Origin of the sequence: Pseudomonas sp. R38(2017), from assembly GCF_002112395.1 — a bacterium.
Taxonomy (GTDB): Bacteria; Pseudomonadota; Gammaproteobacteria; order Pseudomonadales; family Pseudomonadaceae; genus Aquipseudomonas.
On the sequence record NZ_NEHN01000002.1, the window covers coordinates 357,113 to 382,696 of the forward strand.

Below are 25,584 nucleotides of genomic sequence, written 5' to 3' on the forward strand. Positions count from 1 at the left end.
GATGTCCGATCCAAAACCTCTTTTGTTTGCACTCTATGAGCAAGCCAGTGTGGGCTGTGGCGGCGCGCCCAGCCTGTGGACGCACCCGGCCGATGAGCGCCTGACCATGAACTCACTGGGCTACTGGTCGAACCTGGCCCGCATCGCGGATCAGGCGCATCTCGATATGCTGTTTTTTGGTGATGTGCTGGGCTTCTATGATGTGTTCGGCGGCAACGCCGATGCGGCCCTGAAATGGGCGGTGGAAGCACCGGCAAACGATCCGTTGATGATCATTCCGGCATTGGCGGCGGTCACGCAGAACCTGGCCTTTGGCGTCACTGTCACCACCAGCTACGAACATCCGTTTACCCACGCCCGGCGCTTCAGCACCCTGGATCACCTCACGAATGGCCGCGTTGGCTGGAACATCGTCACCTCCTACCTGTCCAGTGCCGCCCGCAACTTCGGCCTGGCACAGATGATCAAGCATGATGAGCGCTACGAGCGCGCCGAAGAGTTCATGGAGGTGGTCTACAAGCTCTGGGAGGGGAGCTGGGCCGACGATGCCGTGGTCGCGGACAGGTCGCATCAGTTGTACGCTCGCGGGGATCGTGTGCGGCCCATCAACCATGTAGGTGAATATTACCGGGTGGCCGGGCCTCACTTGACCTCGCCATCACCACAACGCACGCCCTTGTTGATTCAGGCCGGCTGGTCGGGACGCGGGCGCGAGTTTGCGGCAAAGCATGCCGAGCTGATCTTCATTGCCAAGTCCAACCCTCAGGAGATTCGTCAGGGGCTGGAGGAAATATGGGCCAAAGCCCAGACACTTGGCCGCCAACGTGACGATGTGAAGTCACTGACCGTGCTGCGTATCGTCACGGCCAAAACGGAAATCGAGGCGCAGCGCAAATATGACGAACTGCAAAGCAACTATCACTTGCAGGCCCAACTGGTCAGTTACGCGGGTGACACGGGCATTGATATCAGTCGTTACGCTGACAGCGACGCACTGTCCACTCACACCGAAGGCATGACCTCGTACGTGATGCGTCCCGACGGCAGCGGTAAACCGTTGACTGCCGGCGACGTCAAACAACGGTTTGCGAAGGTTACCCGAGGCAGCGATCTGATTCTGGTGGGCACCCCTCAGCAGGTGGCCGAGCGCATCGAGGAACATGCGCGGATTTCCGGCACCAGTGGCTATATGCTCAATCCGCTGATCAGCCCGGGCAGCCTTGAGGACTTCGTCGAACTGGTCATTCCCGAATTGCAAAAGCGTGGCCTGTATCGGACTCAACCGCAAAGCGGCACTTTCCGTTCGCGGTTGCGGGCCGACGGTTCAAGTCACTTGCCGGCGTCAGCCTATGGAGCCTCGTTCCGTTTCGACAACGCTTTTTGACGGGTAAGGGATGATTCGCCGCGAGCACCGCATGCATTTCGACATTCAATGCCCAAGGCTGCTGCGAATCAACTCATAGGCCCGGCGCACCAGCGGATTTATCGTATTGGAACGGATCCATAGGTAGTAGGTGACGTCCGGCAGGCGAGGCAAGCCATCGCTTTCACCCAGTACTCGCATATCCGGGCCTAACATCTCCATGCTTCTGGCAGTGACGCCCAGGCCTGCTCGGGTCGCTGCCTTGATGCCAATCAGGTTTGACGCCAGATAGGCCTGACGCCAGGGAATGTTAGCGCGCTCCAGTGCTTCCAGTGCATAGCGTCGGTAGATGCTCGGTTCATCCACCAGAATCAGTGGCAGCGGTTCACCCGGGGTGTGGATGTATTGCGCCGAGCAGATCCACCACACTGGCGATGTGCGCAGGGCGAAGCCTTCGAGACTGGCGTCATTGCGGGTGGATATCACCATGTCGACTTTTCCCCGATGCAGATCATCCATCAGGAACGGGCTGCGCCCGACGTCGATTTCCAATCGCAGTCGCGGCGCCGAGCGGGCGATGTGGCTGAGGATCGGCGGCAGGATGGTGTCCGCGATGTCATGAGGTGAGCCGATACGCAGTACGCCGCTCAGGCTGCTTTCACGCAATGAATTCAAGGCGTCATCGTTGAGCGAAAGCATCTGCCGGGCATGGCGCAGCAACTGCTGTCCGGCTTCCGTAAGCAGCTTTTGCCGCCCGCGTTTTTCGAACAACCTGACGCCGACCTGGTGCTCCAGACGCTGCATGTGCTGAGTGACGGACGATTGTGTGCGGGCCAGTTGCATGCCGGCCTCGGCGAAGCTGTGGTGATCGACTACGGCAATGAAAGTGCGCAGTAATTCGAGATCGAGGGTCGTCATGGAGCCGCTTTTTATATCAGGGGATCGAACGTAAACATTACATATCTTTATGTGTTAATGGAAAGCAATTTCGCCATGCGCTCTGGCATCCCAATAAAACATGGACTATGCGCATTTATTAAAGAAGTGGGAGCACCAGAGTTATAACGATATTAGATATTTGTATTTCCGTTATCTCAGTGCTGTAAGCAGGATGCCCACTCACAGGATCGGGGGTTGCCGATCATTTACGAGGGGAAATCCATGCTGTTTGATCGCGCGTCTTCAACACGATTTTTGCCCTTGGTGGTGGGCGCCTTCCTTTCGATGGCCTCCAGCACCGCTGCCCTCGCTGACGCGACGTTGGACAAGATCGAGCAACGCCACGTGCTGGCGGTCGGCGTGCTGCTGTCGGGCGGACCATTTGGTGGCATCGATCCAGCCACGCAAAAGCCACGCGGTCTCAACATAGAGTTGGCTCAGGAAATTGGTCGTCAGTTGGGCGCCGAGGTTCAACTGGTACCGGTGCTACCGGCCAACCGCGTACAGTTCCTTCAACAGGGCAAGGTCGATCTGCTGATCGCGAACATGGAATGGACCGCCGAGCGCGGCGAAATCCTGGGTTTCGTGCCGACGCCGTTCTACCGCGTCGGCGGCACTGCGGCGGTACTCAAGGACAGCAAGATCACTCGCTGGGAAGACCTCAAGGGCCAACCGGTCTGCACTTCCCAGGGCAGCAGCTACATCAAGCCGCTGACTGAACTGGGCGTCGAACTGAAGGCTTTCAAAAGTTCCTCCGAATCCTTGCTCGCGCTGCGCGGCAACAACTGCGTGGCAGCGGTGCATGACGCCACACTGGTCAATCCGCTGATTGCCGACAGTGCCGAATGGCAGGGCTATCGGACTATCACCCCGGAACTCAATCCGGCCCCGTCGGTGGTCTGGACCCGGCGCGGCGAAAGCGACACCCAGGCCCGGCTCGATCCGATCATCAGAGGCCTGCATCGCAGCGGCTGGCTGATCGACGCCCAGACCCGCAATCACATCACCCCCGCGTCACCGGCGCTGGTTGAACTGCAAAAGCAGTTTCAAGCCAACGGGGCCTGATATCCCTCCCTCAGCGTTCTCACCCGACCGTCGTGTCGCACGACGGTTGTCCAAGGTAGCCGTGCATGAAACGTCATTTTTCCGCTAAAGCCCTGACCACGTTTTGCCTCGGCGCATTGGTTGCCTTGGGCGCCAGTGCTGTCCGGGCGGATGCCACGCTGGACAAGATCCGGCAACGCCACGAAATCAGCGTCGGGGTCATCCTCAGTGGCCCGCCGTTCGGCACGATTGATCCCAAGACCGGCGAGCATCTGGGCTACAACGTCGAACTGGCCAAGGGCGTGGCCAAGGCTTTGGGTGTGGAAGCAAAAACGGTGTCGGTGCTGGCGCCGAACCGGGTGCAGTTTCTGCAGCAGGGCAAGGTCGACATTCTGATCGCCAACATGCAGTTCACCGATGAGCGAGCGGAGATTCTCGACTACGTGCCGACGCCCTACGAGGAAGTGGGCGGGGCGGCGCTGATCCGCAAAGGCGCAGGCATCACGCAGTGGGCCGACCTGAAAGACAAACCGGTGTGCGTGTCCCAGGGCAGTAACTTCATCAAACCGTTGCAGGAAACCTACGGAGCGCAGATCAAGGCATTCCGCAGCCAGTCCGAATCGTTGCTGTCGCTGCGCGGCAACGGCTGTGTGGCGGCGGTGCACGTCAGCCCGACCATGCACGCCTTGCTCGGCGACGCCGAATGGGCCGGTTACGAAATCCCGCTGCCCAATGATCTGATTCCATCCAACTCGGTGATCTGGCTGCGCAAGGGCGAGCACGACACTCAGGCGAAACTCGATGCCATCGTGCGCGACTGGCACCGCAGCGGCTGGCTGATTGCATTGGGCGACCGCACCGGCATGGCGCCGTCCCAGGCCTTGCGCGACTTGCACGAGCAATATCGCAATGCTCAACCGCTGGCGGCGCAGCCATGAGTGAGGTTTTGTTTGCGCAGTTGCAGCAACTGCTCGGCGACCGTCACGTGCAGCGCAACGAAGAAGCGACGGCGTTCCTGACCGACAAGCAGGGCCGCTACGTGGGCTCGGTGATCGCGGCAGTGCACCCGGGCAATACCGAAGAGGTTGCGGCGGTGGTGCGGGCCTGTGTTGCGGCCGACGCACCGATCGTGGTCCAGGGCGGCAACACCGGCCTGATGGGGGCTGCGACGCCGGATGCCAGCGGGCGCGCCGTGTTGCTGTTACTCGATCGCTTGAATCGAGTGCGCGCGGTGGACACCGACAACGACACCCTGACTGTCGAGGCCGGCTGCATTTTGCAACACGTGCAACAGGCCGCGCAGGAAGCAGGGCGGTTGTTCCCCCTGAGTCTGGGCGCCGAGGGCAGTTGCACGATCGGCGGCAACCTGGGCACCAACGCCGGCGGCACGGCTGTCCTGCGTTACGGCAACACCCGTGAGCTGACCCTCGGGCTGGAGGTGGTGACGGCTGAAGGCGAGATCTGGCATGGGCTGCGTGGATTGCGCAAGGACAATACCGGCTACGACTTGCGCGATTTGTACATCGGCAGCGAAGGCACCCTCGGCATCATCACCGCCGCGACCCTGAAACTGTTCCCGCTGCCCGAGGCACAAGCGACAGCTTTTCTTGCGTTCGATTCGCTGGCGCAAGCAGTGGAATTTCTCTCCCATGCCCGCGCCGGATTCGGCGCCGGGCTCACCGCATTCGAGTTGCTCAACGCCGATTGCCTGGCGTTGTTGCGCGAGCAGTTTCCCGAAGCGCCGCAACCTTTTCTCGGTGCTGTACAGCCTTGGTTCGCGCTGCTCGAACTCTCCGACAATCGCGGCGAAGCGCAGGTCCGCGAAGCCTTTGAAAGCGTGCTGGGCGAGGCCTTCGAACACGGCCTGCTGGCCAATGCCCTGATTGCCGAAAGCCTGGCCCAGAGTCAGGCCCTGTGGCTATTGCGGGAGAATATGAGCGAGGCGCAGAAACGCGCCGGGCGCAACATGAAACACGACATCTCGGTACCCATTTCGAAAGTCGTGGATTTCGTCGCCCACACCGATGCGTTGTTGCAGGCAGAGTTTCCCGGTGTGCGGCACTTCACCTTCGGCCATCTGGGCGATGGCAACCTGCATTACAACGTCGCTCATCCGCTGCATTCGACCGTTGATGAACACATGGCCCATTACGCCGCGGTGAGTCTGCTTGTGCACGACAGCGCCCACGCCCATGGCGGCTCGATCAGCGCGGAGCACGGAATCGGCCAGCGCAAGCGCGACCTGCTGAGGCGTTACAAAAGCGCGGTGGAGCTGGATCTGATGCGTCGGATCAAGCAGGCGCTGGACCCGAAAAACCTGCTCAATCCGGGCAAGGTCATCGAGGTGCAAGGCTCATGACGCTCCGTCTCTCCAAACGCGTGCAGCGCGTCTCGCTGTCAGCCAACGCGGCAGCCAAATCCCGCGCCATCGAGCTGCGTGACAGCGGTCGCGACATTCTCGACCTGACCACTGGCGAGCCGGATTTCGACACGCCAGAACACATCAAGCAGGCCGCTTGCGCCGCGATTGCCGCCGGCGCCACCAAATACACCCCGACGCCCGGCGTCAAAGCCCTGCGCCTGGCGGTGCAACGCAAGCTCGAACGGGAAAACCGCCTGAGCTATCCGCTGCCGTCGATCGTGATTGCCAACGGCGCCAAGCAGATCATCTTCAATGCCTTCGCCGCCACCCTCGACGACGGCGATCAAGTGCTGGTGCCAACTCCGTACTGGCCGTCGTTTCCGGACAGCGTGCGGTTCAACGGTGGCGAGCCGGTGTTCATCGAATGCCCGCTGGAGCAGGGCTGCAAACTGACGGCTGTGCAGCTCGAACAACACATCGGCGAGCGTACCCGCTGGCTGATTCTCAACGGGCCAGGCAATCCCAGCGGTGCGGTTTACACCGAGCCTGAATTGCAAGCGATTGCCGAAGTGTTGAGGCGGCATCCGCAGGTGCTGATCCTGCTGGATGAGCTTTACGAACACATTCGTTTCGATGACCGAACAGCGCTGAATCTGCTCAACGTTGCGCCGGATCTGCAAGATCGTTGCCTGCTGGTCGGTGGCGTTTCGAAAACCTACGCCATGACCGGCTGGCGCGTCGGCTTCGGCGCCGGGCCGCAGGATCTGACAACGGCCATGACAGTGGTGCAATCGCAATCCACGTCCGGCGCGTCGTCCGTGGGCCAGGCCGCTGCACTGGCGGCGCTGGATGGTGGCCTGGGGTTCCTGCCGCCGCAGGTCGAGGCCTATCAGTTGCGCCGGGATCTGTTGCTCGACGCGCTGCGCCCGGTCGACGGTCTGCAGGTGCTGGAACCGCAGGGCGGCTTCTTCGTGTTTGTCCGCTGCGCCGGGTTGATCGGACGCTATCGCCCTGATGGGCAACGGCTGATCAGCGACGCCGATGTCGTCGACTATCTGCTGGAGGAGGGCGTTGCGGGTGTGGCGGGCAGTGCCTATGGCCTGTCGCCGTGGTTTCGCCTGTCCATCGCCACGGCCACCGACAGCGTCGTCGAAGCGGGAAGACGAATCGCTAATGCCTGCGCCCAGCTGCGGAGCGAGCCATGACTCACTGGCTGGAGCTTTTCGTTCACTGGACGGCGGGGCTGGGGCTGAACTACAGCTTTCTGCTGGATGCCTACCAGCGTGGATCTCTCGGGCAAGGTGCGCTGACTACCGTGCTGCTGTGCGCGTTCACCATCGTTGGCAGTTTGCTGGCCGGGGTCGGACTGGCAGCTATGCTCACGTCAGGCAAACCGTGGCTGGCGACACCGGCGCGAATTTTTGTCGAAGTCACCCGCAACACGCCGACGCTGGTGCAGCTGTATTGCGCCTTCCTGGTGTTGAACATGTTGCTGACCCAGGCGGTGGGTGCGGGCAATCCGCTGACGCCGTTTGCCTGGGTGGTAATCGTGATCTCCCTGCACAAGGGCGCGTTCCATGCCGAAGCCTTGCGCGCCGGCATCGAGGCGGTGCCGACGGTGACATTGGAAGCGGCCAGTTCGCTGGCCTTCAGCAGTCGGCAGTTGCTGTGGAATGTGCAGCTGCCGCTGGCCCTGCGTTTTGCGCTGCCGTCGCTGATCAACAACCTGATCGACCTGGTGAAGATGACAGCCGTTGCGTCGGCCATCGCCGTGGGCGACATCACCTACGCCGCGATCATGATCTGGACCCAGAGCGACAACGTGCTGGAGCTGATGATCCTGATCCTGAGCTTTTTCGGCCTGCTGAGTTTTATCGTCAATTGCGTGGGGCGCTACCTCGAAGCGCGCCTGAGGATGCCCGGTTATGGCCATTGAATCGTCCGTCACTGCAACGACGACCCAGCCGCGCCGGCACCTCGGCAAGCTGTTGATACTGGTAGGCGTCGCTCTGGCGCTGCTGTATTTCGGCGCGCAGAGCCCGGTGCTCAAGGCCTTGCTGAAATGGTCGCCGGCACTGGCGGCGGGCTTCGCGCAGAACATTCTGATCAGCCTGGTGGCCATCGGGCTGGGGTCGCTGCTGGGGCTGCTGGTGGGCGCACTGGCCTTGTCGCCGCTGCGTCTGCTGCGTCTGCCGGCACAGATCTGGGTGCAGGTGTTTCGCAATGCGCCGTGGCTGGTGCTGATCTATTTCACCACCTACGTGTTTCCGTTCGAAGTCCGTATCGCCGGTACATACGTGTCGTTTCCGGACTGGGTCAAGGTCACCCTCGGCCTTGCGCTGCCGGCCAGCGCCAACGTCGCGGAAATCTTTCGCGGCGCTGTGGCGTCGATCCCGGCCACCCAGTGGGAAGCGGCCCGTTCGCTGGCCTTCACCCGAGGGCAGATCTTTCGTTCGATCATCCTGCCGCAGTGTTTCAAACGCATGCTGCCGCCGTGGATGAACCTGTACGCGGTGATCACCATGGGCACGGCACTGGCTTCGCTGGTGGGCGTGCATGACGTGATCGACACCGCGCAGATCGCCAGCAACACCGTGAACATGACCGGTTTTACCGTGCTGATCTACCTCAGCCTGCTCGCGCTGTTCTTCGCCTATTGCTACCCGATTTCCCGACTCACCCGACGCCTGGAGCGACGTTATGCCTTCTATTGAAACCGTCGGCGAGCCGCTGGTCCACCTGCGGGATTTGCACCTGTCGTTCAGTGGCAACCCGGTACTCAAGGGCATCGATCTGGAGGTGCATCGCGGCCAAGCGGTGTCGATCATCGGCCCGTCGGGTTCCGGCAAGTCGACCATCCTGCGCTGCATCACCGGGTTGTTGCAGCCCCAGCGCGGCAGCATCCGTGTCGGCTCCACCGACGTCCACACCCTGAAGCAGGAAGCGCAGCGCATCGAACTGCGCAAGCGCGTGGGGTTCGTGTTCCAGCAGTACAACCTGTTCCCGCATCTGTCGGTGCTGGAAAACCTGGTGGTGGCGCCACGCAAGGTGTTGGGGCGCAATCGGGTCGACGCCGAGAAAGATGCGCGCGCCTTGCTGGCCAAAGTGCGTTTGGAGCACAAGACCGATGCCTATCCCGGCCAACTGTCCGGTGGCCAGCAACAGCGCGTGGCGATTGCCCGAGCCCTGGCGATGCGTCCGGAATTGATCCTGTTCGATGAAGTGACCTCGGCCCTTGATCCGGAAACGGTCGGCGAAGTGCTGACGGTGATTCGAGAACTGACTGAGGAAGGCATGACCTGTGTGCTGGTGACCCACGAGATGCGCTTTGCCGAGGAAATCAGCGATGTCGTCTATTTCACCGAGAACGGGGTCATCGTCGAGCACGGCAGCGCCGCGCAGATTTTCCAGCACCCCGTCAGTGAACGGACCCAGACCTTCTTGCGCCACGCCCTGGGCGATCCGGGCCGGCGCCCGGCGCTTGCCAATGATCCTTATCTGTTGACCAACCTCAGCCGCTACAGCCTGTCCGTCTGACCCCGAGGAGATGTTTATGAGTACCGTGAACCGTGCCGACGTCATCGAGGACTTCCTCAAGAAAGTCCGCGTCATCCATCAACGGGGCGTCGACCGCGCTGCGCTGGGCGAAATCGTCACCTTGCTGGAAGCGCTCGCCGAGCGCCGCGACTTGTTCAACTTCGATGAATTCCCTGCGCCGGTGCCGGGGCAGGGCAGCACCGCGTTCCGCTACCGTCTCAATGACGACGGCGACACACCAACGCTGTACCTGAACTCGCTGCTGCCGGGCAAAAGCACCATTCCCCACAACCACGAAACCTGGGCGATCATCAGCGCCATCGAAGGCCAGGAAATCAACTACGTCTACGCCCGCAGCGACGAGGGCCGCGAGCCCGGTTTCACCACCTTGCACCTGCAGCGGGAAGTCGTCGTGCAGCCCGGAACGTCGATTTCGTTCCTCGGTGAAGACTTGCACGGGATTCGTGTCGATGGTGATCAACCGACCCTGCATTTCCATCTGTACGGCTTGCCGCTGGAGTCCCTCAACGGGCGTTACGGCGTAGAGGCCAACGGGCGCATTCTCAACTACAACGCCTCGCAAATGGCGCCGTCGATCAAGGCCTACGCATGATCGACCTGTATTACTGGCCGACCGGCAATGGCTTGAAAATTGGCATTCTGCTGGAAGAACTGGGGCTGGAATACCGCGTGCTGCCAGTCAACATCCGTGAGGGTGAACAGAAGCAGGCGGCGTTTCAGCGCATCAGCGCCAACGGGCGGATTCCGGCGATTGTCGATCATGCACCTCACGGCTTGAGTGAACCGCTGAGCCTGTTCGAGTCCGGTGCCATCCTCAATTATCTGGCCGACAAGGCGGGGCGATTTCTGCCGGCGGCGGGCACTGCCGAGCGCCAGAAGGTGCAGGAATGGCTGTTCTGGCAAGTGGGACACGTCACGCCATACCTGAGTCAGTTGCAGCTGTTCAAGGAGAAGGCGCCGCAACCGCAGGCGTTTGCCTTGGATCTGCTGGCTGGCGAGGCAACGCGTTTGTATGGCGTGCTGGAGCGGCGATTGTCTGAGGTGCCGTACGTGGCCGGCGATTATTCCATCGCCGACATGGCGATATTCCCGTGGATTCAGCCACTTCGACAAGGGCAGCAACTGCAGGATTTTCCGCACATACGGGCCTGGCGCGAACGCCTCAAGGCCCGCCCGGGCATTCAACGTGCGTATGCCAAGGGCCGCGATGTGGCGTCCAGTGAACGCGCTCTGGCGCTTCAATAATTTTCTTTCGAGCGCAACCCCATGAGTCAGACCGTAACCCCAGCGCAATTGCAGCAGTGGCTGTTCGACGGGCAGGAAATTGCCCTGTTCGACGTGCGTGAACATGGCCAGTATGGCGAAGCCCATCTGTTCTTTGCCGTCAATCTGCCCTATAGCCGGCTGGAACTGGAGGTTCGGCGACTGGCGCCCAACCCTCAAGTTCGACTGGTGATTCATGACCAGAATGGCGGCGATGTTGCCGCGCGTGCCGCGCAGCGTCTTCAGGCGTTGGGGTATGAGCGCGTGCATATTCTGGAGGGCGGTGCCGATGCCTGGCAGGCAGCCGGTCATCAGTTGTTTGCCGGCGTGCATGTGCCATCCAAGGCGTTTGGCGAATTGGTCGAAGAGGTCAATCACACGCCCCATGTCACCGCACAACAACTGGCCGAATGGCAAACCCGAGGCGAGCCTCTGGTGCTGCTCGACGGCAGACCGTTCGATGAATACTACAAAATGACCATTCCCGGTTCCGTGTGCTGCCCCAATGGCGAACTGGGGTATCGCATCCATGACCTTGTGCCTGACGAAGACACGCCGATCGTGATCAATTGCGCCGGTCGTACTCGCAGCATTATCGGTGCGCAGACCCTGATCAACCTCGGATTGAAGAACCAGGTGTATGCCTTGGAAAACGGCACACAAGGCTGGTATCTGGAGGACTTCGAGCTTGAGCACGGCAGCACCCGGCGTTATGCCGAGGCGGTGACCGCAGCGCCATTGACCACACAGCGCCTGGCGGCTACCCGACTGGCCGAAAGCGCCGGCGTAGAGACAGTGACGGCTGCACAGGTCGAGCAATGGGCCGGCGACGCCGGTCGCAGTCTGTTTTTGTGTGATGTGCGCACCGCCGAAGAGTTTGCCGCCGGCAGTCTGCCGGGCGCGCAACACGCGCCAGGCGGTCAGTTGGTTCAATCGACCGATCTGTATATCGGCGTGCGCCAGGCACGACTGGTGCTGATCGACAGCGATGGTGTCCGCGCCCGGATTGTCGCGAGCTGGCTGCGTCAGGCGGGGCATGAAGCCTATGTGCTGGCAGGTGGTGTGAGCAGCACGCTGTCGCTACCGGAAAGCGGTGTGATCACCCACGAGGCATTGCCCCTGATCACGGCGCAGGCGCTTTCCGATGCACTGAAGGATGATGCCGTCGCGCTGATCGATCTGCGACCGAGCATGACTTATCGCAAGGGCCACATTCCCGGGGCGCGCTGGTCAATTCGCTCCTTGCTCGCGCAACACGTGGCGGGTGAGCGGCGACCATTGGTGCTGTTGGCCGAGGTTGCACAACTGGCTGTGCTCGCCGCACTGGAACTGCCCGAGGCTCAGCGCGCGCAAGTGCGGTTGCTGGGCGGCGGCCTTGAGGCCTGGCGTGCGGCCGGTTTTGCCGTGCAGGAAAGCCCGGACGCGCTCTCTGATGAGCAATGCATTGATTTTCTTTTCTTTACCCATGACCGTCACTCCGGCAACAAGGACGCAGCGCGTCAATACCTGAAATGGGAAATCGGTTTGCTTGCGCAGATGAACGCCGACGAAATCGCCAGTCTCAAACCATTGCAGGTGCAGGCACGTCAGGGGGCGCACGTGCATACGCGTCTGGTGCATTCGGCATTGGCCCTGGGGGCCGGTGGCCGCCCAGTCAATGTGCCGGTGACTCGCTTGAGCACGGTGTTATTCGACAACCTGGCGCAAATGCGTGACGCCCGTGCTCGTCGTGATAGCGAGCGGGTGCTGAGTTATGGCGCGCGCGGCAATCCGACGGCGTTCGCCCTCGAAGACCTGGTCAGCGAGCTGGAGGGAGGGTATCGCACGCGCTTGTACGGTACCGGACTGGCAGCGATCGCACAGACGTTTCTCGCTTACCTGCGCCCCGGCGACCATGTGCTGATCACCCACGCGGTATACGCGCCAGTACGACGCCTGGCACGGGAGTTTCTTCAGCCCTTCGGCATTGAAGTCAGCTATTTCGCTGCCGATGGCCGTGACCTGGAGGCCCGGCTGCAAGCCAATACCCGAATGGTCTACACCGAAGTGCCTGGCTCGTTGTTGTATGAACTGTGCGACTTGCCGGCCATGGCTGCCTTGTGCAAACCGCGAGGCATCCTGCTGGCTGTCGACAATACCTGGGGCTCCGGTTACCTGTACCGTCCACTGGCGCTCGGCGCAGATATCTCGATCATGGCACTGACCAAATACCTGAGCGGCCACAGTGACGTGGTCATGGGCAGTGTCTGCACAACCGAGGATGTGTGGCCTGCACTCGCGGCCATGAGCGACAGCTTTGGAGCGACCGTCAGCCCTGACGACGCCTATCTGGTACTGCGTGGCGCTCGAACGCTGGCGTCACGACTGCAAGTGCATGAGCGTCAGGCTCTGGAAGTCGCCCACTGGTTAAAGACACACCCGCAGGTGAAGCAGGTATTCCATCCGGCCCTGCACGATCATCCCGGCCATGCCCTGTGGCGCCGGGATTTCACTGGGAGCAATGGTCTGCTGTCCTTCGAACTGCGTGAAACGGACGCCGCGTACGTGGAGCGCTTCATCGATGCGCTGCAGCTGTTCGGATTGGGGGCTTCCTGGGGTGGTTTTGAAAGCCTGATAACCGTGGCCGATACCAGGGATCGCGACAGTGCGGCGGATCGCTTATTGAATCCGGTGTTGCGCTTGCACGTCGGCCTGGAGGACGTCGCCGACTTGATTGAAGATCTGCAGCGCGGGTTTGCGGCTTTGGAGAGGGGTCAAGGCCGTGCCGTTTGAAGTTCAGGTGGTTCTGAGTTAGCGCCTGCAAGGGCGCGGAACACTCCATCAAAACTGGGCTGAGTCTGCTGCCAGACGCCAGCCCGTCGATGAGTCGATCACGCGTTGACCGGCAAGGCTTTGAGCTTGCGATACGGGATGGTGGCAGCTCTGCAGCACGTCCAGCCGTCGGCACGCGGCATAGCCAAATCGCTATGAAAAGTACAGCCGGAAACCGGGCGGGAAAGCCTAAGCTAATTCCAAAAAGATATTTATTTAATCTTTTTAAGATCGTTTAGCTTTTAGCAAGAAAAACGTGAGGCGCCTCGCTTGCAGCGTTTTTTTCGCTTCAGGCCAACCTTCTTCGAGGTCATTGCCTAAAGCTCCCTGTCCATTTTTTTCAACCCTTGATCGGCCACCATCAGGTCGTCAGCGGTTCGTTGCCCGGAGCCCTCGTGACACTTATTCAAACCACTTTGGCAACGGTTCAGGTCGACTTGCCTGAACGATTGGCCCCACCCATCGACGATAGAGCCGAGGAGGGCGATGTTGTCCTCGAACTGCGAGGCGTCACCAAAGCCTATCTGCGCAAAGGCGGGTCGCCGTTGCCGGCTGTGAACAATGTCAGCTTGAAGGCCCGGCGCGGTGAAGTGCTGTGCCTGATGGGAACGTCCGGAAGCGGCAAATCCACCTTGCTTCGTCATATCAATCGCTTGATCGAACCCACCAGCGGCGAGGTCTTGATTGAAGGTCAGGCTATCAGCGAATTGAGCCACAGAGCGTTACGGGATTTGCGCTCGCGGCGAATCGGCATGGTGTTCCAGCATTTTGGCCTTTTGCCCCATCGCACGGTGCTGGACAACGTTGCGTTGCCTCTGGAGTTACGCGGTGAATCCGAGGCCGTCCGGCATGCAGCAGCTACCCGACAGTTGCAGGCGATGGGGCTGGAAGGATGGGGCGAACATTATCCCCATGAGTTATCCGGCGGTATGCAGCAACGGGTCGGCCTCGCGCGGGCATTGGTGACTGATCCGGATATTCTGCTGATGGACGAGCCGTTCAGCGCACTGGACCCGACCATCCGGCGAGACCTGCAAAGCCACTTTCTGGCCCTGGTACGCGAGCGCGGGATCACCACCTTGCTGGTCACCCACGATCCCGTCGAAGCGGTACGTCTCGCTGACCGGATAGCGGTATTACGCGGAGGGCGCCTGGTGCAGTCGGGCACCCCGAAACAATTGCTTGAGACGCCGGCTGACGCTGAAGTCGCGGACTTTTTCCGCGATTGCCTTCCAGCGGCACCTGTAGCGCACGATGCCGGTAACGCGGTACGTCATGTTCTCGAAGCGGTACCGAAGGAGCAACCGCTCCAGCCGAGCTTGAGTGGCTGGCAAGCCCTGTTGCTCGGGCCGGCAGCGCTGGCGGCGCGGGGCCGAGGCGGGTTGTTCTGGCTCGGGTTCGCCGCAGAACTCGCGGCCTTGGCCACTGCGGTGCAAGGCATTGCGAGCGCATCCTGGATATCGGTCGTGGTGGGACTGGCCGTGTTGGCGGCCAGTCGTTTCACCGCGTATTCGCTGAGCCGTCAACCGGTGCGGCGCGCCGTTTCGGGTTGGGCGTTGCCGCTGGCGGTGCTGCTGGTGAGTCAGGTATTGGTCATCTGGCGGGTGTTGACGCCCGACACCTCCCAGGCACTTTTGCAGTTTCCGGCCAGCCGCCAGGCGCTGTTACTGACCGCCCAGAGCGTGGATGACTTTATCGGTTGGTCACAGGTGACCTTCGAAAGCGCTTTTGTCGGCGTGATCGTTGCTGTTCGCACGGTCATTGAAGGGATCGAAACGCTGCTCGGTTGGCTCCCCTGGCCGGTTTGCGCGCTGGCGCTGGTATTGCTGGCCTGGCGCTCGGCGGGCCTGGCCCTGGCGCTCACCAGCAGCGCAGCGTTGTTGTATATCGGCCTGTTCGGGTTTTGGGAGCGGACGATTGCAACCCTGGCGCTGGTTGGTTCTTCGGTATTGATCGCACTGGTGATCGGCGTACCCACCGGCATTCTGCTGGCGAAGCGGCCGTTTGCCCGCAGGCTGCTCACGCCTTTGCTGGATGTCATGCAGACCCTGCCGACCTTTGTCTACCTGATTCCCGCTGTGGCGTTCTTCTCGGTGGGCAAGACGCCGGCGGTCATTGCGACGGTGATTTTCGCCCTGGCACCGATGATTCGTCTGACGTCCCTGGGCATTCAGGAAGTCCCGAAAGATGCCGTGGAAGCGGCAATCGCTCACGGAGCAAACCCTTGGCAGACACTGATCAAGGTGCAACTGCCGCTCGCGCGCCGATCCCTGTTGCTGGGGATCAATCAGACCATTGTCATGAGCCTGTCGATGGTTGTGGTTGCTGCCCTGATCGGCGCTGGAGGGTTGGGTTACGACGTCATGACGGCGTTGCGCAATATCAAGGGCGGCGAGGGCGTGCTGGCCGGCGTGGCGATCGTGCTTTGTGCATTGATTCCCGATCGAATCATTCAATCGAGCTTGCGCAAGCAAGACCATCTGCATAACTGAACAGTGAGACTTATCGTGGCAAAACATCTATTGCGTAATCTGAGTGCGGCTGCAGTGCTGGCGTCCTTGATCGTGCCGGCCAGCGTGATGGCCAAGGAAAAAATTGTCATTGGCGAGCAGAACTGGACGGGGGCCATCGCCATTCAACACATTCTGGGTGAGGTGATCAAAACCCGGCTGGACGGTGATGTGTCGTATCTGGCCGGGGACGTGCCGGTGCTTTTCAGTGCGGCGGCCAAGGGCGACGGTTCTGTGGATGTGCTGACTGACATCTGGCTGCCCAATCAGTCAGCGGCGTGGGCCAAGTACGTCACGGGAGGTACCCGCTCACTGGTACCCAATGTTCATCCTTATACCGGCGAACAAGGCTTCTACATTCCTGGTTATCTACAGGACAAATACGGCGTCAAATCGATTTACGACCTGAAAAAACCGGAAGTGGCCAAGCTCTTCGAGCCATTGGGCGGCGGCAAGGCCGAACTGCTGGTGGGGCCGGCGGGCTGGGAGTCGACGTATATCGGCCAGATCAAGGCCAAGGATTACGGCTTCGCCGATAAATTCGAATCCGTGTCGACGGAAGCCTCGGTGACCTACGCCAAACTGGCCTCGGCTTACAAGGCGCAACGCGGCGTGGTGTTTTACGCCTACACCCCTGACTGGATTTTCTCGGCCTATGATCTGCGTCGTCTGGAAGAGCCCGCGTTCGATGGCTACGCTCAGGACAACAAAAAAGAAGATCCTCTCTACAAGGCGGATGGCTGCTGGAAATTTATCAGCCCGACTGTCGATCCCGACTGGCTGAACAAGAGTCACATCACCTGCGCCTTCCCGGATGCCAAGGTGTACGTCCTGGCTTCCACCGCACTGCAAAAACGCGCGCCGAAAATTGCCGAGTTTCTGCACAATTTCGCCATCGACCCGGCACAGTTGAACGGACTGATCCAGAAGATCGAAAAGGAGAAACAGCCAGCAGACGTCGCCGCCAAGGCTTGGGTCCAAGCCAACCCTTCTACTGTTGACCAGTGGTTTGTATCGCAGGTGCCTCAAGTGAGTTCAGCCCAATGACCAAAGCGAACGTACGTGTACTCGATGGTGGCATGGGGCGCGAGTTGAAGCGAATCGGCGCGCCGTTCCGTCAACCGGAATGGTCGGCCCTCGCGCTGATCGAAGCGCCAGAGTATGTGCTGCAGGCACATCAAGCGTTCGTGACAGCCGGAGCACGGATCATCACCACTAACAGCTATGCGGTAGTGCCATTTCATATTGGCGACGAGCGATTTGCCGAGCAGGGAAGAGCGCTGGCTGAGCGCGCTGGACGGCTGGCGCGCCAGGCCGCCGGAGAAAGTACCGAAACGGTCACCGTGGCCGGTTCGTTGCCGCCGGCGTTGGGGTCGTACCGGCCGGATCTGTTCGATCATCAGCGTTCGGTGGCGATCCACCGCGAACTGATTGCCGGATTGCGAACGCACGTCGATGTGTGGCTGGCCGAAACGCAAAGCTCCATTGCTGAAGTCCGAGCGGTGGTTGAAGCCCTCGGAACGGATCACGCGCCACTTTGGGTGTCATTCACGCTGTTGGACGAAGAGGGACGGGTGCCGCGATTACGCTCAAACGAGGCAGTTGCCGATGCGGTTCGCGTAGCGGCCGAACTGGGAGCTGAAGCGGTGCTCTTCAATTGCAGCCAGCCGGAAGTGATGGCCGCGGCTTTGATTGAGGCACGCGCTGTGATTGAAAACCTGGATCATCCTGTCGAACTGGGGGTTTATGCCAATGCTTTCCCCCCTGTCAGTGCCAAAGCCGAGGCCAATAGCGATTTGTTGGACATTCGTCGTGATCTGGGCCCCGAGTCCTACCTGGACTGGTCAAAATCATGGGTTGCCGCAGGGGCCAGCATAGTCGGCGGATGCTGTGGGATCGGCCCGGAGCATATCGCCCAGTTGCATTTGCACTTGCAGTATCAAAATGGTGAGGAGGCCGCGCATGATTGATTTTCCAGGCGACGTTCTGTCAGAGCAGGCGACATTTGGTGCCGGCTGTTTCTGGGGGGCGGAAGCCTCATTCCGGGTATTGCCGGGTGTGCTCGACACCCGTGTCGGGTTCGCGCGGTCAGACCTGGGCGACGCCACTCTGATCGAAGTCGTGCAAGTCGACTTCGACCCCCGACTCATTTCTTACAGCCGCCTCGTCGAGCACTTCTGGACACTGCATGATCCCACGTCAGTCGACGGACAGGGCGCGGATGTCGGGGCGAAATACCGTTCCGCACTGTTTTTCAACAGTGCGGAGCAGCGCGGGATGTACGGGTAACACACCAGGACAGGTACTGCTTCAGCAGTTGCAAGTATTGGTCACGGGTACGCGGATCAATCTGCAGAAAAGGTGCCGTTTCAGCTTTGCCGATTCGGGTGACCAGATTATCGGCCTGACGGCCGCTTTGAAGCCAGATGGCATAACCGACCAGTGAAGCCAGAATCGCCTCAAAGTGGCAGGCCAAGATGGCCTCATCGATATCCAAGTCTAGGCATTGGGCATAGGTATAGGTATAGGTATAGAAGCTTGGATCGCACGCAGATGCGCCGCCGTGTTGTAAGCACGGTGCCTGAGTTTTAGTTGGACGTAGATGAATGGAATGAGTACGGGCAACGGCGCGGCATCACCAACTTTCACCAGCAGCGGTACACGCTGACCTGAAGTGAACCGGCACTGGATCAGCTTTATCGGCAGACACCTCAGTCAAGGGCTCGCCATGAACAGGAGAACATGGCCCGTTGAGAGAATGGATGCCAGAAGCGGGTTTGTCGAATCAGTGTCTTATGAGCCTCATGAACATTTCTAACATAGCATCCGGTTTAACATAATATACATTACACGTAACAAAATATTACGAGATCCGTCCGGTTGCACACCCGATTTCAATCTCCACCGTGACTCTCCAACACACCTTGCCTTTGATGCGCGGCGATCTCTCTATTTCAAATGTACGGCTCTCAATCCTCGTGACGCGTCAGCTTTTCTATCAGCTCTCTATGCTGTGGATACTGCATTGTGAGCTTCCGCCGATTCCCCATTTCCATATCCGCGAAATCAAATCCCGGTGAAACCGCTTCGCTGATCAAGCCAAATCCGTTTTCGCCATTGAGTAGCCTGGAGGCTTTCCAGATTCCGCCCGGTACGTGCATTTGCAAATGTTGTCCTGCCAGAATGTCGCTGCCCATCACTAGCGTCTGCAACGAACCGTCAGCATGAATAAGGCTGTACTCGATGGCGTCGCCCAGATGGAAATAATGCAGGATGTCCGACTGGTTGAAATGGAACTGGCCAATTGGTGATTCCTCAGTCAACAGGTAATAAATGGACGTCATCAAATAACGTGGGCCGGCCCGGGTTTCGAGCATATCTCGATGATTTGCCTGAAATGTCCTGCGGAAATAGCCGCCCTCGACATGAGCTTCAAGCTCAAGGGCGGCAATGACGTCTTTGGCGTTCATTTGATGACCTTCTCCATTGAATAAGCAGCGGATTTTCGTATAGCTCAACTAAAGGCTCATTTAGTGTAGTTAATCTAAAATACCGCCACAATCGAAGAAGTTCGCTACATTTAAACTCTCAGCCTTACCAAGCCGCAATATGCGAATCCGCCCTCGGCTCAGTCCCGCCACACAACACGCCGCTGACCGGATCGCGAAGAATAATTTGCCCCCGTCCATAATCCGTCAGATCACAGGCAATCCGCACTTCATGCCCCAGGCGCATCAAGGCATTGGCCAGATCCCTAGAAGCTCCCTGCTCGATCCCCACCTTCATCCCCCCCAACCATTGCCATCGCGGAGCGTCCAGCGCCGACTGCGGATTCAATCCGAAATCCACCAGATTCATGACCATCTGCACATGCCCCTGAGGCTGCATGTACCCGCCCATCACGCCAAACGGCCCTAGCGCCTTGCCATCCTTGGTCAGGAACCCCGGAATAATCGTATGAAACGTCTTCTTGCCCGGCGCCAGGCAGTTGGCATGGTCCGGATCAAGACTGAACTCCTGCCCCCGGTTCTGCAGTGCAATGCCGCTGTCTGGCAGCACCACACCCGAACCAAAGCCGTGGTAATTGCTCTGGATGAACGAAACCATATTGCCCTGGCCATCGGCCGTCGCCAGATACACCGTGCCGCTGGCATGAGGATCACCAGGCTTGGGTGGCTGAGCCTTCTCGTTGATCTGGCCACGACGCCGAGCGCTGTAGTCATCACTCAACAGATCGGCCACCGCCACACGCATGTGCAGTGGATCAGTGATGTAGTGCAAGCCATCACTGTAGGCCAGCTTCATCGCCTCCAATTGACGATGCCAGGTCTGTTGACTGTCGCGATGATCGAAGTCGAAACCCTCAAGGATCTTCAGCGCCATCAGTGCAACCAGACCCTGACCGCTTGGCGGGATTTCCCAGACATCCACACCACGATAATTGACGTGGATCGGCTCCACCCACTGCGCACGGTAATGTTCCAGATCCGTAGCTCGCAGATACCCGCCAGTAGCCCGCGAATGAGCATCCAGCCGTTGGGCCAAAGCGCCACGATACAAACTCTCACAGCGGCTCTCAGCCAACTCTTCAAGCGTCCGCGCTTGCGCCGGATTGCGAAACAGCTCCCCTGCCCTCGGCGCCCGCCCCTCAATCAGGAAGGTATTGAACCAGGCGTCCAGCACCGCGTCGCGATGGGGACTGAACTCGTCCAGAGCAACCAGCCACTGATGGGCAACCACAGGCGACAGTGGAAAACCATCCCGCGCCAGGCTGATCGCCGGTTGCAGCAAATCAGCAAACGGCAACACCCCAAAGCGTTGAGAAAGCTCCGCCCAGGCCGACGGACAACCGGGCACCGTTACCGGCGTCCAGCCATACAACGGCATTTGTTCATGACCGGCCTCCTTGACGGCTTCGATGCTCAAAGCAGCCGGCGCATGACCATTAGCATTGAGTCCATGCAACTGATCCTTGAACCAGACCAGAGCAAAAGCATCACCGCCAAGACCGCAACCCGTAGGCTCGACCACGGTCAGCGCCGCTGCGGTGGCGATCGCGGCGTCGATTGCATTGCCACCCTTTTGCATCATCTCGATACCGGCCTGAGCGGCCAGCGGCTGGGACGCCGCCACCATGCCACGACGGGCAAACACGCTTTGGCGTTGCGACGGATACGGATATTCGTGAGCAGAAAAATTCAGCATGGCAAAGGCTCTTCAAAACAAGGATTCATTGACCGGATTTGATCCGGTTCCATTCGCGGGTCATCAGACGCTGGATGTTTTCCGGCAAGTCTGCGGAGACAAAGGTGTGACTGATCACTTCGTCGTTCGGGTAGATCCCCGGGTTGCCGCTGACCTTGGGGTCCATCAAGGGCGTGGCGTCCTTGTTCGGGTTCGCATACCCGACGTAGTCACTGACCGACGCAATCACCTCGGGTCGCAGCAAATAGTTGATCACCGCATGAGCGTTGGCCACGTTGCTGGCATCCTTGGGAATCGCCAGCATGTCGAACCACAGGTTCACGCCTTCCTTGGGAATGACGTAGCGGATATCGATGTTTTTCCCGGCCTCGCGGGCCCGGGTCTGAGCCTGCATCACGTCGCCGGAGTAACCGATCGCCACACAGATATCGCCATTGGCCAGATCCGCGGTGTACTTCGATGAGTTGAAGTAAGTCACCGACGGCCGCAAGGTCATCAGCAGCTTCGACGCCTGCTTGTAGTCGTCCGGCTTGACGCTGTTGGGGTCCAACCCGAGATAAAGCATGGCTTGAGGGATGATCTTTACCGGCGCATCGAGAAAGGCTACGCCGCAGCTTTTGAGCCTGGAAAGGTTCTGCGGATCGAACACCATGGCCCAGGAATCCAGCGGCACGTCCTTGCCCAGCACCGCTCGCACTTTCTCCTCGTTGTAGCCGATGCCCACGGTGCCCCACATATAAGGCACGGCATATCGATTGCCCGGATCGGCCGCCTCCAGACGCTGCATCAAGCGCGGATCGAGGTGCTTCCAGTTATCCAGCAACTCACGCTGGAGCGGCTGATAGGCACCGGCGCGGATTTGTTTCGACAGAAACTGGCTGGAAGGCACCACCACGTCATACCCCGAGTGCCCGGAAAGCAACTTGGCCTCGAGCATTTCATTGGTGTCGAAGATGTCGTACTGCACCTTGATGGCGCTGTCTTTTTCGAAGTTCTTCAGGGTGTCGGGGCCGATGTAGTCGGACCAGTTGTAAACCTTCACCACCGGGTCGGCAGCCTGGATCATGGGCACAACGGCAGCGCAACACAGGGCTGCAAACACGCTCGATAAACGCATCGTCAATATCCTTGTGAATCTCACAACACGCGGCTGAGAAAGGCTTGGGTACGGGGATGAGAGGGATGGCTGAAAATCTGCTCCGGCGATCCCTGCTCGATCAGTTCACCCTGATCGAGTACCACCACACGGTCGGCGACCTCTCGGGCAAAACCCATTTCATGGGTGACCACCACCATCGTCATGCCCTCCTCCGCCAGTTCCTTCATCACTTGCAAGACCTCACCGACGGTTTCCGGGTCCAGGGCACTGGTGGGTTCGTCGAACAGCATCGCCTGGGGTTTCATGGCCAAAGCCCGGGCAATCGCCACCCGCTGCTGTTGACCACCGGAAAGCATCGACGGGTAATGGTTGGCCTTCTCCGCCAGCCCGACACGCTTGAGCAACGTCCGCGCTTGTTCCTCCGCCGCTTTGCGCGGCACACCCAACACCTGAATCGGTGCTTCGATAATGTTTTCCAGTGCGGTCATGTGCGGGAACAGATTGAAGCGTTGGAACACCATGCCGATGTCCCGCCGCTGACGGGCAATGTTGCGTTCCGAATCCCGTACCAGGCTGCCATCGGCCTTCGTGCGATAGCCCATGGACTGTCCATTGACCCGGATCTCCCCGGACTGAATGTCTTCCAGCAAATTGATGCAGCGGATAAACGTGGTCTTACCGGAGCCCGAGGCGCCGATCAGCACCACCACTTCACCGCGCCGCACTTGCAGGGAAATGCCCTTGAGAATCTCGAGGTTGCCGAACGACTTGTGAATGTTCAGCGCTTCGATGATCAGTTCGTCACTTTGATGCGCCATGATTAACGTCCCCTCAGCAGTTTCAGCGTGCTGCGACCGAACATCCGGCTGGATGCCGGCGGCGGCGACGACGGTCGGTCCGACTGGCCGAAACGTGTTTCCAGCCAGCGCTGGAAGAAGCCCCACAACGTGGTGAGCAACAGGAAATAGATCGCCACCACGAGGTACAACTCGAACACCCGGAAGGTTGCCGAGGTGACCATCTGCGTACTGAGCAGCAGCTCCTGCACACCGATCACACTGACCAGCGTCGTATTCTTGAGCATCACGTTGAACTCGTTACCCAGCGGCGGCACGATGACCCGAAACGCCTGCGGCAAAACGATACGCCGCATCAGTTTGGCGAAGGTCATGCCCAGGGAACGCCCCGCCTCGTATTGCCCCTTGTCGACGGCACCGATACCGGCGCGGATGATCTCGGCCATGTACGCGCCTTCGTTGAGGCCCAGCGCAATAATCGCGGCCTGGATATTGCCGGGAATCATCAGTCCGAACAGTTCAATGTCTTCGAAGCGGAAAATCCCGCCCGCCGCCAGCGCCGTGTAGAGAAAGACGATCTGCACCAGCAAGGGCGTCCCGCGCATCAGCCACACATAAAAGCGCACGGGCAGATGCAGCAAAGGATTCTTCGATAGTCGCAGCAACGCCGCCGCCAATCCCAAAACACAACCCAATAACATGGCCAGCACACTGATCAGGCATGTCAGCCAGAGTCCGGTGAGGTAGACCCCGCTGGGCTGCAACAGATACTGCCAGAACACATCCCAATTGAAATTCATCAACGCCTACCTCAATCAAGCGTGTCGCTGGAGACGTGCCATTTACTCAGGAGCTGTTTGTAGCTGCCATCGCTGCGCATGTCGGTGATCACTTGCTGTACGGCGGCACTCAGTTGCGGATCGTCCTTGCGAATGCCGAGGCCTGTGAGGATCCGGCTGAAGGCTGGAACGCCCTCCTCGAACAGGTCCGGCGCCATCGCGGCGTAATACCCTGCGGTTTCCACTGTGGTGCCGTAAGCGTCGACCTGACTGATCCGCAGCGCCTGGAATGCATCGGTGTCGGTGTTGTAGACCACCAGTTTCATCGGCGGCTTGCCGGCCTTGGTCAGGCTTTCATTTTCGGTGTCGAGCAAGGTCTTGATGGTCGAACCGTTGAGTACCGCGATCTTGTGCCCGCTGAGATCCGGCAGCGCCTTGAGCCCTTTCGGATTGCCCTTGGGCACCACCACCGCCTGGCTGGAATACATGTAGTTGACGATGTCGATCACCTCGCGGCGCTCGGGCTTGTCGAACAACTGGTCGACGATCATGTCGCACTGTTTGGCCAGCAAGGCCGGCAGCAATCCGGAAAACGGAATCACCCGCCACTCGACCTTCTTGTCCCCCAGACGTTTGGCAACTTCCAGGCCCAGATCGACAGTCAGGCCCTTTGGCTTTTGCGCTTCATCGAAGGAAACCAGAGGCGGCGAATCCATGCCCGAGCAATAGGTGAGTTTGTCGACCTTGAGCAAACGCTCCGGCACGGTGGGTGCGGCAACCGCCCACTGCGTACAGAGCCCCAGGGAAATTGCAGCCAATAACAGGCGAGACGTATGCATGACCAGACACTCCAGTTCGGTTAGTAACGGGGCAGTTCTCAAAGTCAAAACATCGGCGGGTTCATTGCCCGCTCTGTGGTTATCTTTCCGATTGCAGAAACTTGATCAGCTCGGGGACCGTGCCTTCGATGTGCTCGCGCACCACCGCTTCTGCCTTGGCGGCATCACCGGCACGAATCGCGTCGAGGATCACCACGTGTTCCTCACGTGCACTCAGCGGCTTCTCTCCGTGTTGCAGCCAAAGACGCATGGGGGCTTCGATCAGCGAATAAAGAGCGCTGATCTGTTTCACCAGACGAGGTCGTCCGCTGAGGCTGCACAGGTACTCATGGAACTTGCGATGACGGCTGACCCAAGCCGCACTCTCGTCACGGTAGTCATCCATTTCATCGAGCAGCCGTTCCAGGGCCGTCAACTGACGTTCACCGATCTTCGGCACCGCTACACGAATCGCCAGCCCTTCCAGCGCGCTGCGCATCTCGAAGACTTCGTGCATTTCCTCGACATCCAGACCGCTGACAATCGCACCGCGATTAGGCCTTAGCGTCACCAGCCCCTGAGCATCGAGACGTCGAAAGGCTTCGCGTACAGGCATGCGGCTCATGCCGATTTCAGTGGCAATGTCCTCGGCAATCAGCCGGTCACCTTTGCGATAACGCCCCCCGCAGATGCCCTCCAGAAGAAAGTTGTAAGCCTCCTCCTCGGCGGTCATCGGTTGACGCTGGTCGTAAGCAGGAGCGAATTGCATGGCGGCACCTTTTGTCTTTTTGTATCCAATTATCCACGGATACAAAAAAGCATAATGCATGCCAAAACTCACCTCGCCTCCCCAAGCGTTTGATTCAAATGAATTAAGGGAGAAATTCGAAATTCCCAGCTATCAGATTTGCCGGAACAACCTTCGGAATCTGCTACCTAATGGCCCAATGCGAGACCAGAAATGGTGCAGAACGGTAGCTGAGTAACACTGAACCAAGATGGGGAATCCATCGATGAGCGCGTCCTTGGCGTAGTG

22 protein-coding genes and 1 pseudogene are annotated in these 25,584 nt (G+C 59.6%); 15 read left to right on the forward strand and 8 right to left on the reverse strand.

All coding sequences use genetic code 11. The features are described 5' to 3' along the window. The first annotated feature begins 1 nt into the window (after position 1). Entirely contained in the window at positions 2 to 1,384 is a 1,383-nt protein-coding gene (locus CAF87_RS05260) for an LLM class flavin-dependent oxidoreductase (RefSeq protein WP_085730942.1), read from the forward strand. Positions 1,385 to 1,429: 45 nt separating this feature from the next. Here the strand turns inward: CAF87_RS05260 and CAF87_RS05265 are convergent, their stop codons facing one another. After that, positions 1,430 to 2,281: a LysR substrate-binding domain-containing protein gene (locus CAF87_RS05265; protein WP_085730941.1), complete on the reverse strand. Its 852-nt coding sequence runs from the start codon at positions 2,279 to 2,281 to the stop codon at positions 1,430 to 1,432. 243 nt (positions 2,282 to 2,524) lie between these two features. Between CAF87_RS05265 and CAF87_RS05270 the strand changes: the two genes are divergently transcribed. From CAF87_RS05270 to CAF87_RS05335, 14 genes and pseudogenes are all read left to right on the forward strand, one after another. After that, the gene (locus CAF87_RS05270) at positions 2,525 to 3,367 is read left to right on the forward strand and encodes a transporter substrate-binding domain-containing protein (protein ID WP_085731262.1); all 843 of its coding nucleotides are present in this window, start codon (positions 2,525 to 2,527) and stop codon (positions 3,365 to 3,367) included. A gap of 65 nt (positions 3,368 to 3,432) precedes the next feature. Then, positions 3,433 to 4,284 (forward strand): transporter substrate-binding domain-containing protein, encoded by an 852-nt coding sequence (locus CAF87_RS05275; RefSeq protein WP_085730940.1) that lies wholly within the window; start codon positions 3,433 to 3,435, stop codon positions 4,282 to 4,284. After that, positions 4,281 to 5,705 (forward strand): FAD-binding oxidoreductase, encoded by a 1,425-nt coding sequence (locus CAF87_RS05280; RefSeq protein WP_085730939.1) that lies wholly within the window; start codon positions 4,281 to 4,283, stop codon positions 5,703 to 5,705. The genes CAF87_RS05275 and CAF87_RS05280 overlap by 4 nt, the downstream gene beginning before the upstream one ends. Next, a complete protein-coding gene (locus CAF87_RS05285; protein ID WP_085730938.1) occupies positions 5,702 to 6,913 on the forward strand; it encodes an aminotransferase class I/II-fold pyridoxal phosphate-dependent enzyme in 1,212 nt (403 codons plus the stop codon). The genes CAF87_RS05280 and CAF87_RS05285 overlap by 4 nt, the downstream gene beginning before the upstream one ends. Next, complete coding sequence (locus CAF87_RS05290; RefSeq protein ID WP_085730937.1) at positions 6,910 to 7,644, forward strand: amino acid ABC transporter permease; 735 nt, start codon at positions 6,910 to 6,912, stop codon at positions 7,642 to 7,644. The genes CAF87_RS05285 and CAF87_RS05290 overlap by 4 nt, the downstream gene beginning before the upstream one ends. After that, on the forward strand, positions 7,634 to 8,422 hold the full coding sequence (locus tag CAF87_RS05295) for an amino acid ABC transporter permease (RefSeq protein ID WP_085730936.1): 789 nt from the start codon (positions 7,634 to 7,636) through the stop codon (positions 8,420 to 8,422). Before CAF87_RS05290 ends, CAF87_RS05295 begins: the two co-directional genes overlap by 11 nt. Further along, on the forward strand, positions 8,409 to 9,245 hold the full coding sequence (locus CAF87_RS05300) for an amino acid ABC transporter ATP-binding protein (protein WP_085730935.1): 837 nt from the start codon (positions 8,409 to 8,411) through the stop codon (positions 9,243 to 9,245). Before CAF87_RS05295 ends, CAF87_RS05300 begins: the two co-directional genes overlap by 14 nt. 16 nt (positions 9,246 to 9,261) lie before the next feature. Next, a complete protein-coding gene (locus tag CAF87_RS05305) occupies positions 9,262 to 9,858 on the forward strand; it encodes a cysteine dioxygenase family protein (protein ID WP_085730934.1) in 597 nt (198 codons plus the stop codon). Further along, on the forward strand, positions 9,855 to 10,511 hold the full coding sequence (locus CAF87_RS05310) for a glutathione S-transferase family protein (protein ID WP_085730933.1): 657 nt from the start codon (positions 9,855 to 9,857) through the stop codon (positions 10,509 to 10,511). Before CAF87_RS05305 ends, CAF87_RS05310 begins: the two co-directional genes overlap by 4 nt. 21 nt (positions 10,512 to 10,532) lie before the next feature. Beyond that, positions 10,533 to 13,301 (forward strand): cystathionine beta-lyase, encoded by a 2,769-nt coding sequence (gene metC, locus CAF87_RS05315; protein WP_085730932.1) that lies wholly within the window; start codon positions 10,533 to 10,535, stop codon positions 13,299 to 13,301. 476 nt (positions 13,302 to 13,777) lie between these two features. Further along, positions 13,778 to 15,832, forward strand: coding sequence for an ATP-binding cassette domain-containing protein (locus CAF87_RS05320; RefSeq protein ID WP_085731261.1), 2,055 nt, complete (start codon positions 13,778 to 13,780; stop codon positions 15,830 to 15,832). An 87-nt stretch (positions 15,833 to 15,919) separates the two neighbouring features. Next, positions 15,920 to 16,897 carry a glycine betaine ABC transporter substrate-binding protein gene (locus tag CAF87_RS05325; RefSeq protein ID WP_256575998.1) on the forward strand — a complete coding sequence of 326 codons (978 nt, stop codon included), beginning with the start codon at positions 15,920 to 15,922 and terminating at the stop codon, positions 16,895 to 16,897. Beyond that, positions 16,894 to 17,820 carry a homocysteine S-methyltransferase family protein gene (locus CAF87_RS05330; RefSeq protein WP_085730930.1) on the forward strand — a complete coding sequence of 309 codons (927 nt, stop codon included), beginning with the start codon at positions 16,894 to 16,896 and terminating at the stop codon, positions 17,818 to 17,820. The genes CAF87_RS05325 and CAF87_RS05330 overlap by 4 nt, the downstream gene beginning before the upstream one ends. After that, positions 17,813 to 18,121 (forward strand): annotated as a pseudogene (locus CAF87_RS05335) (peptide-methionine (S)-S-oxide reductase MsrA); the annotation flags it as partial. The gene CAF87_RS05330 and the pseudogene CAF87_RS05335, both read left to right, overlap by 8 nt. 698 nt (positions 18,122 to 18,819) lie before the next feature. Here the strand turns inward: CAF87_RS05335 and CAF87_RS05345 are convergent. The 7 genes from CAF87_RS05345 to CAF87_RS05375 all read right to left on the reverse strand — a co-directional run bounded on the left by CAF87_RS05345 (position 18,820) and on the right by CAF87_RS05375 (position 25,317). Then, positions 18,820 to 19,320, reverse strand: coding sequence for a cupin domain-containing protein (locus tag CAF87_RS05345; protein WP_085730929.1), 501 nt, complete (start codon positions 19,318 to 19,320; stop codon positions 18,820 to 18,822). A gap of 124 nt (positions 19,321 to 19,444) precedes the next feature. Next, positions 19,445 to 21,055, reverse strand: a complete 1,611-nt coding sequence (locus tag CAF87_RS05350) for a gamma-glutamyltransferase family protein (protein WP_085730928.1) — start codon at positions 21,053 to 21,055, stop codon at positions 19,445 to 19,447. Between the two features lie 25 nt (positions 21,056 to 21,080). Further along, the gene (locus CAF87_RS05355) at positions 21,081 to 22,172 is read right to left on the reverse strand and encodes a polyamine ABC transporter substrate-binding protein (RefSeq protein ID WP_085730927.1); all 1,092 of its coding nucleotides are present in this window, start codon (positions 22,170 to 22,172) and stop codon (positions 21,081 to 21,083) included. 20 nt (positions 22,173 to 22,192) lie between these two features. Continuing rightward, on the reverse strand, positions 22,193 to 22,972 hold the full coding sequence (locus tag CAF87_RS05360) for an amino acid ABC transporter ATP-binding protein (RefSeq protein WP_085730926.1): 780 nt from the start codon (positions 22,970 to 22,972) through the stop codon (positions 22,193 to 22,195). Positions 22,973 to 22,974: 2 nt separating this feature from the next. Beyond that, a complete protein-coding gene (locus tag CAF87_RS05365) occupies positions 22,975 to 23,751 on the reverse strand; it encodes an amino acid ABC transporter permease (RefSeq protein ID WP_085730925.1) in 777 nt (258 codons plus the stop codon). Positions 23,752 to 23,762: 11 nt separating this feature from the next. Then, positions 23,763 to 24,569, reverse strand: coding sequence for an ABC transporter substrate-binding protein (locus CAF87_RS05370; RefSeq protein WP_085730924.1), 807 nt, complete (start codon positions 24,567 to 24,569; stop codon positions 23,763 to 23,765). Positions 24,570 to 24,648: 79 nt separating this feature from the next. After that, a complete protein-coding gene (locus CAF87_RS05375) occupies positions 24,649 to 25,317 on the reverse strand; it encodes a GntR family transcriptional regulator (RefSeq protein WP_085730923.1) in 669 nt (222 codons plus the stop codon). Positions 25,318 to 25,584: the final 267 nt, after the last annotated feature.

What these genes read in the sequence shown, in the direction of transcription:
- metC (WP_085730932.1), top strand. Translation starts at nt 10,533, where the DNA reads ATGAGTCAGACCGTAACCCCAGCGCAATTGCAGCAGTGGCTGTTCGAC.
- CAF87_RS05260 (WP_085730942.1), top strand. Translation starts at nt 2, where the DNA reads ATGTCCGATCCAAAACCTCTTTTGTTTGCACTCTATGAGCAAGCCAGT.
- CAF87_RS05360 (WP_085730926.1), bottom strand. Translation starts at nt 22,972, where the DNA reads ATGGCGCATCAAAGTGACGAACTGATCATCGAAGCGCTGAACATTCAC.
- CAF87_RS05330 (WP_085730930.1), top strand. Translation starts at nt 16,894, where the DNA reads ATGACCAAAGCGAACGTACGTGTACTCGATGGTGGCATGGGGCGCGAG.
- CAF87_RS05305 (WP_085730934.1), top strand. Translation starts at nt 9,262, where the DNA reads ATGAGTACCGTGAACCGTGCCGACGTCATCGAGGACTTCCTCAAGAAA.
- CAF87_RS05265 (WP_085730941.1), bottom strand. Translation starts at nt 2,281, where the DNA reads ATGACGACCCTCGATCTCGAATTACTGCGCACTTTCATTGCCGTAGTC.
- CAF87_RS05365 (WP_085730925.1), bottom strand. Translation starts at nt 23,751, where the DNA reads ATGAATTTCAATTGGGATGTGTTCTGGCAGTATCTGTTGCAGCCCAGC.
- CAF87_RS05375 (WP_085730923.1), bottom strand. Translation starts at nt 25,317, where the DNA reads ATGCAATTCGCTCCTGCTTACGACCAGCGTCAACCGATGACCGCCGAG.
- CAF87_RS05295 (WP_085730936.1), top strand. Translation starts at nt 7,634, where the DNA reads ATGGCCATTGAATCGTCCGTCACTGCAACGACGACCCAGCCGCGCCGG.
- CAF87_RS05355 (WP_085730927.1), bottom strand. Translation starts at nt 22,172, where the DNA reads ATGCGTTTATCGAGCGTGTTTGCAGCCCTGTGTTGCGCTGCCGTTGTG.
- CAF87_RS05300 (WP_085730935.1), top strand. Translation starts at nt 8,409, where the DNA reads ATGCCTTCTATTGAAACCGTCGGCGAGCCGCTGGTCCACCTGCGGGAT.
- CAF87_RS05270 (WP_085731262.1), top strand. Translation starts at nt 2,525, where the DNA reads ATGCTGTTTGATCGCGCGTCTTCAACACGATTTTTGCCCTTGGTGGTG.
- CAF87_RS05310 (WP_085730933.1), top strand. Translation starts at nt 9,855, where the DNA reads ATGATCGACCTGTATTACTGGCCGACCGGCAATGGCTTGAAAATTGGC.
- CAF87_RS05350 (WP_085730928.1), bottom strand. Translation starts at nt 21,055, where the DNA reads ATGCTGAATTTTTCTGCTCACGAATATCCGTATCCGTCGCAACGCCAA.
- CAF87_RS05345 (WP_085730929.1), bottom strand. Translation starts at nt 19,320, where the DNA reads ATGAACGCCAAAGACGTCATTGCCGCCCTTGAGCTTGAAGCTCATGTC.
- CAF87_RS05325 (WP_256575998.1), top strand. Translation starts at nt 15,920, where the DNA reads ATGGCCAAGGAAAAAATTGTCATTGGCGAGCAGAACTGGACGGGGGCC.
- CAF87_RS05290 (WP_085730937.1), top strand. Translation starts at nt 6,910, where the DNA reads ATGACTCACTGGCTGGAGCTTTTCGTTCACTGGACGGCGGGGCTGGGG.
- CAF87_RS05275 (WP_085730940.1), top strand. Translation starts at nt 3,433, where the DNA reads ATGAAACGTCATTTTTCCGCTAAAGCCCTGACCACGTTTTGCCTCGGC.
- CAF87_RS05280 (WP_085730939.1), top strand. Translation starts at nt 4,281, where the DNA reads ATGAGTGAGGTTTTGTTTGCGCAGTTGCAGCAACTGCTCGGCGACCGT.
- CAF87_RS05370 (WP_085730924.1), bottom strand. Translation starts at nt 24,569, where the DNA reads ATGCATACGTCTCGCCTGTTATTGGCTGCAATTTCCCTGGGGCTCTGT.
- CAF87_RS05285 (WP_085730938.1), top strand. Translation starts at nt 5,702, where the DNA reads ATGACGCTCCGTCTCTCCAAACGCGTGCAGCGCGTCTCGCTGTCAGCC.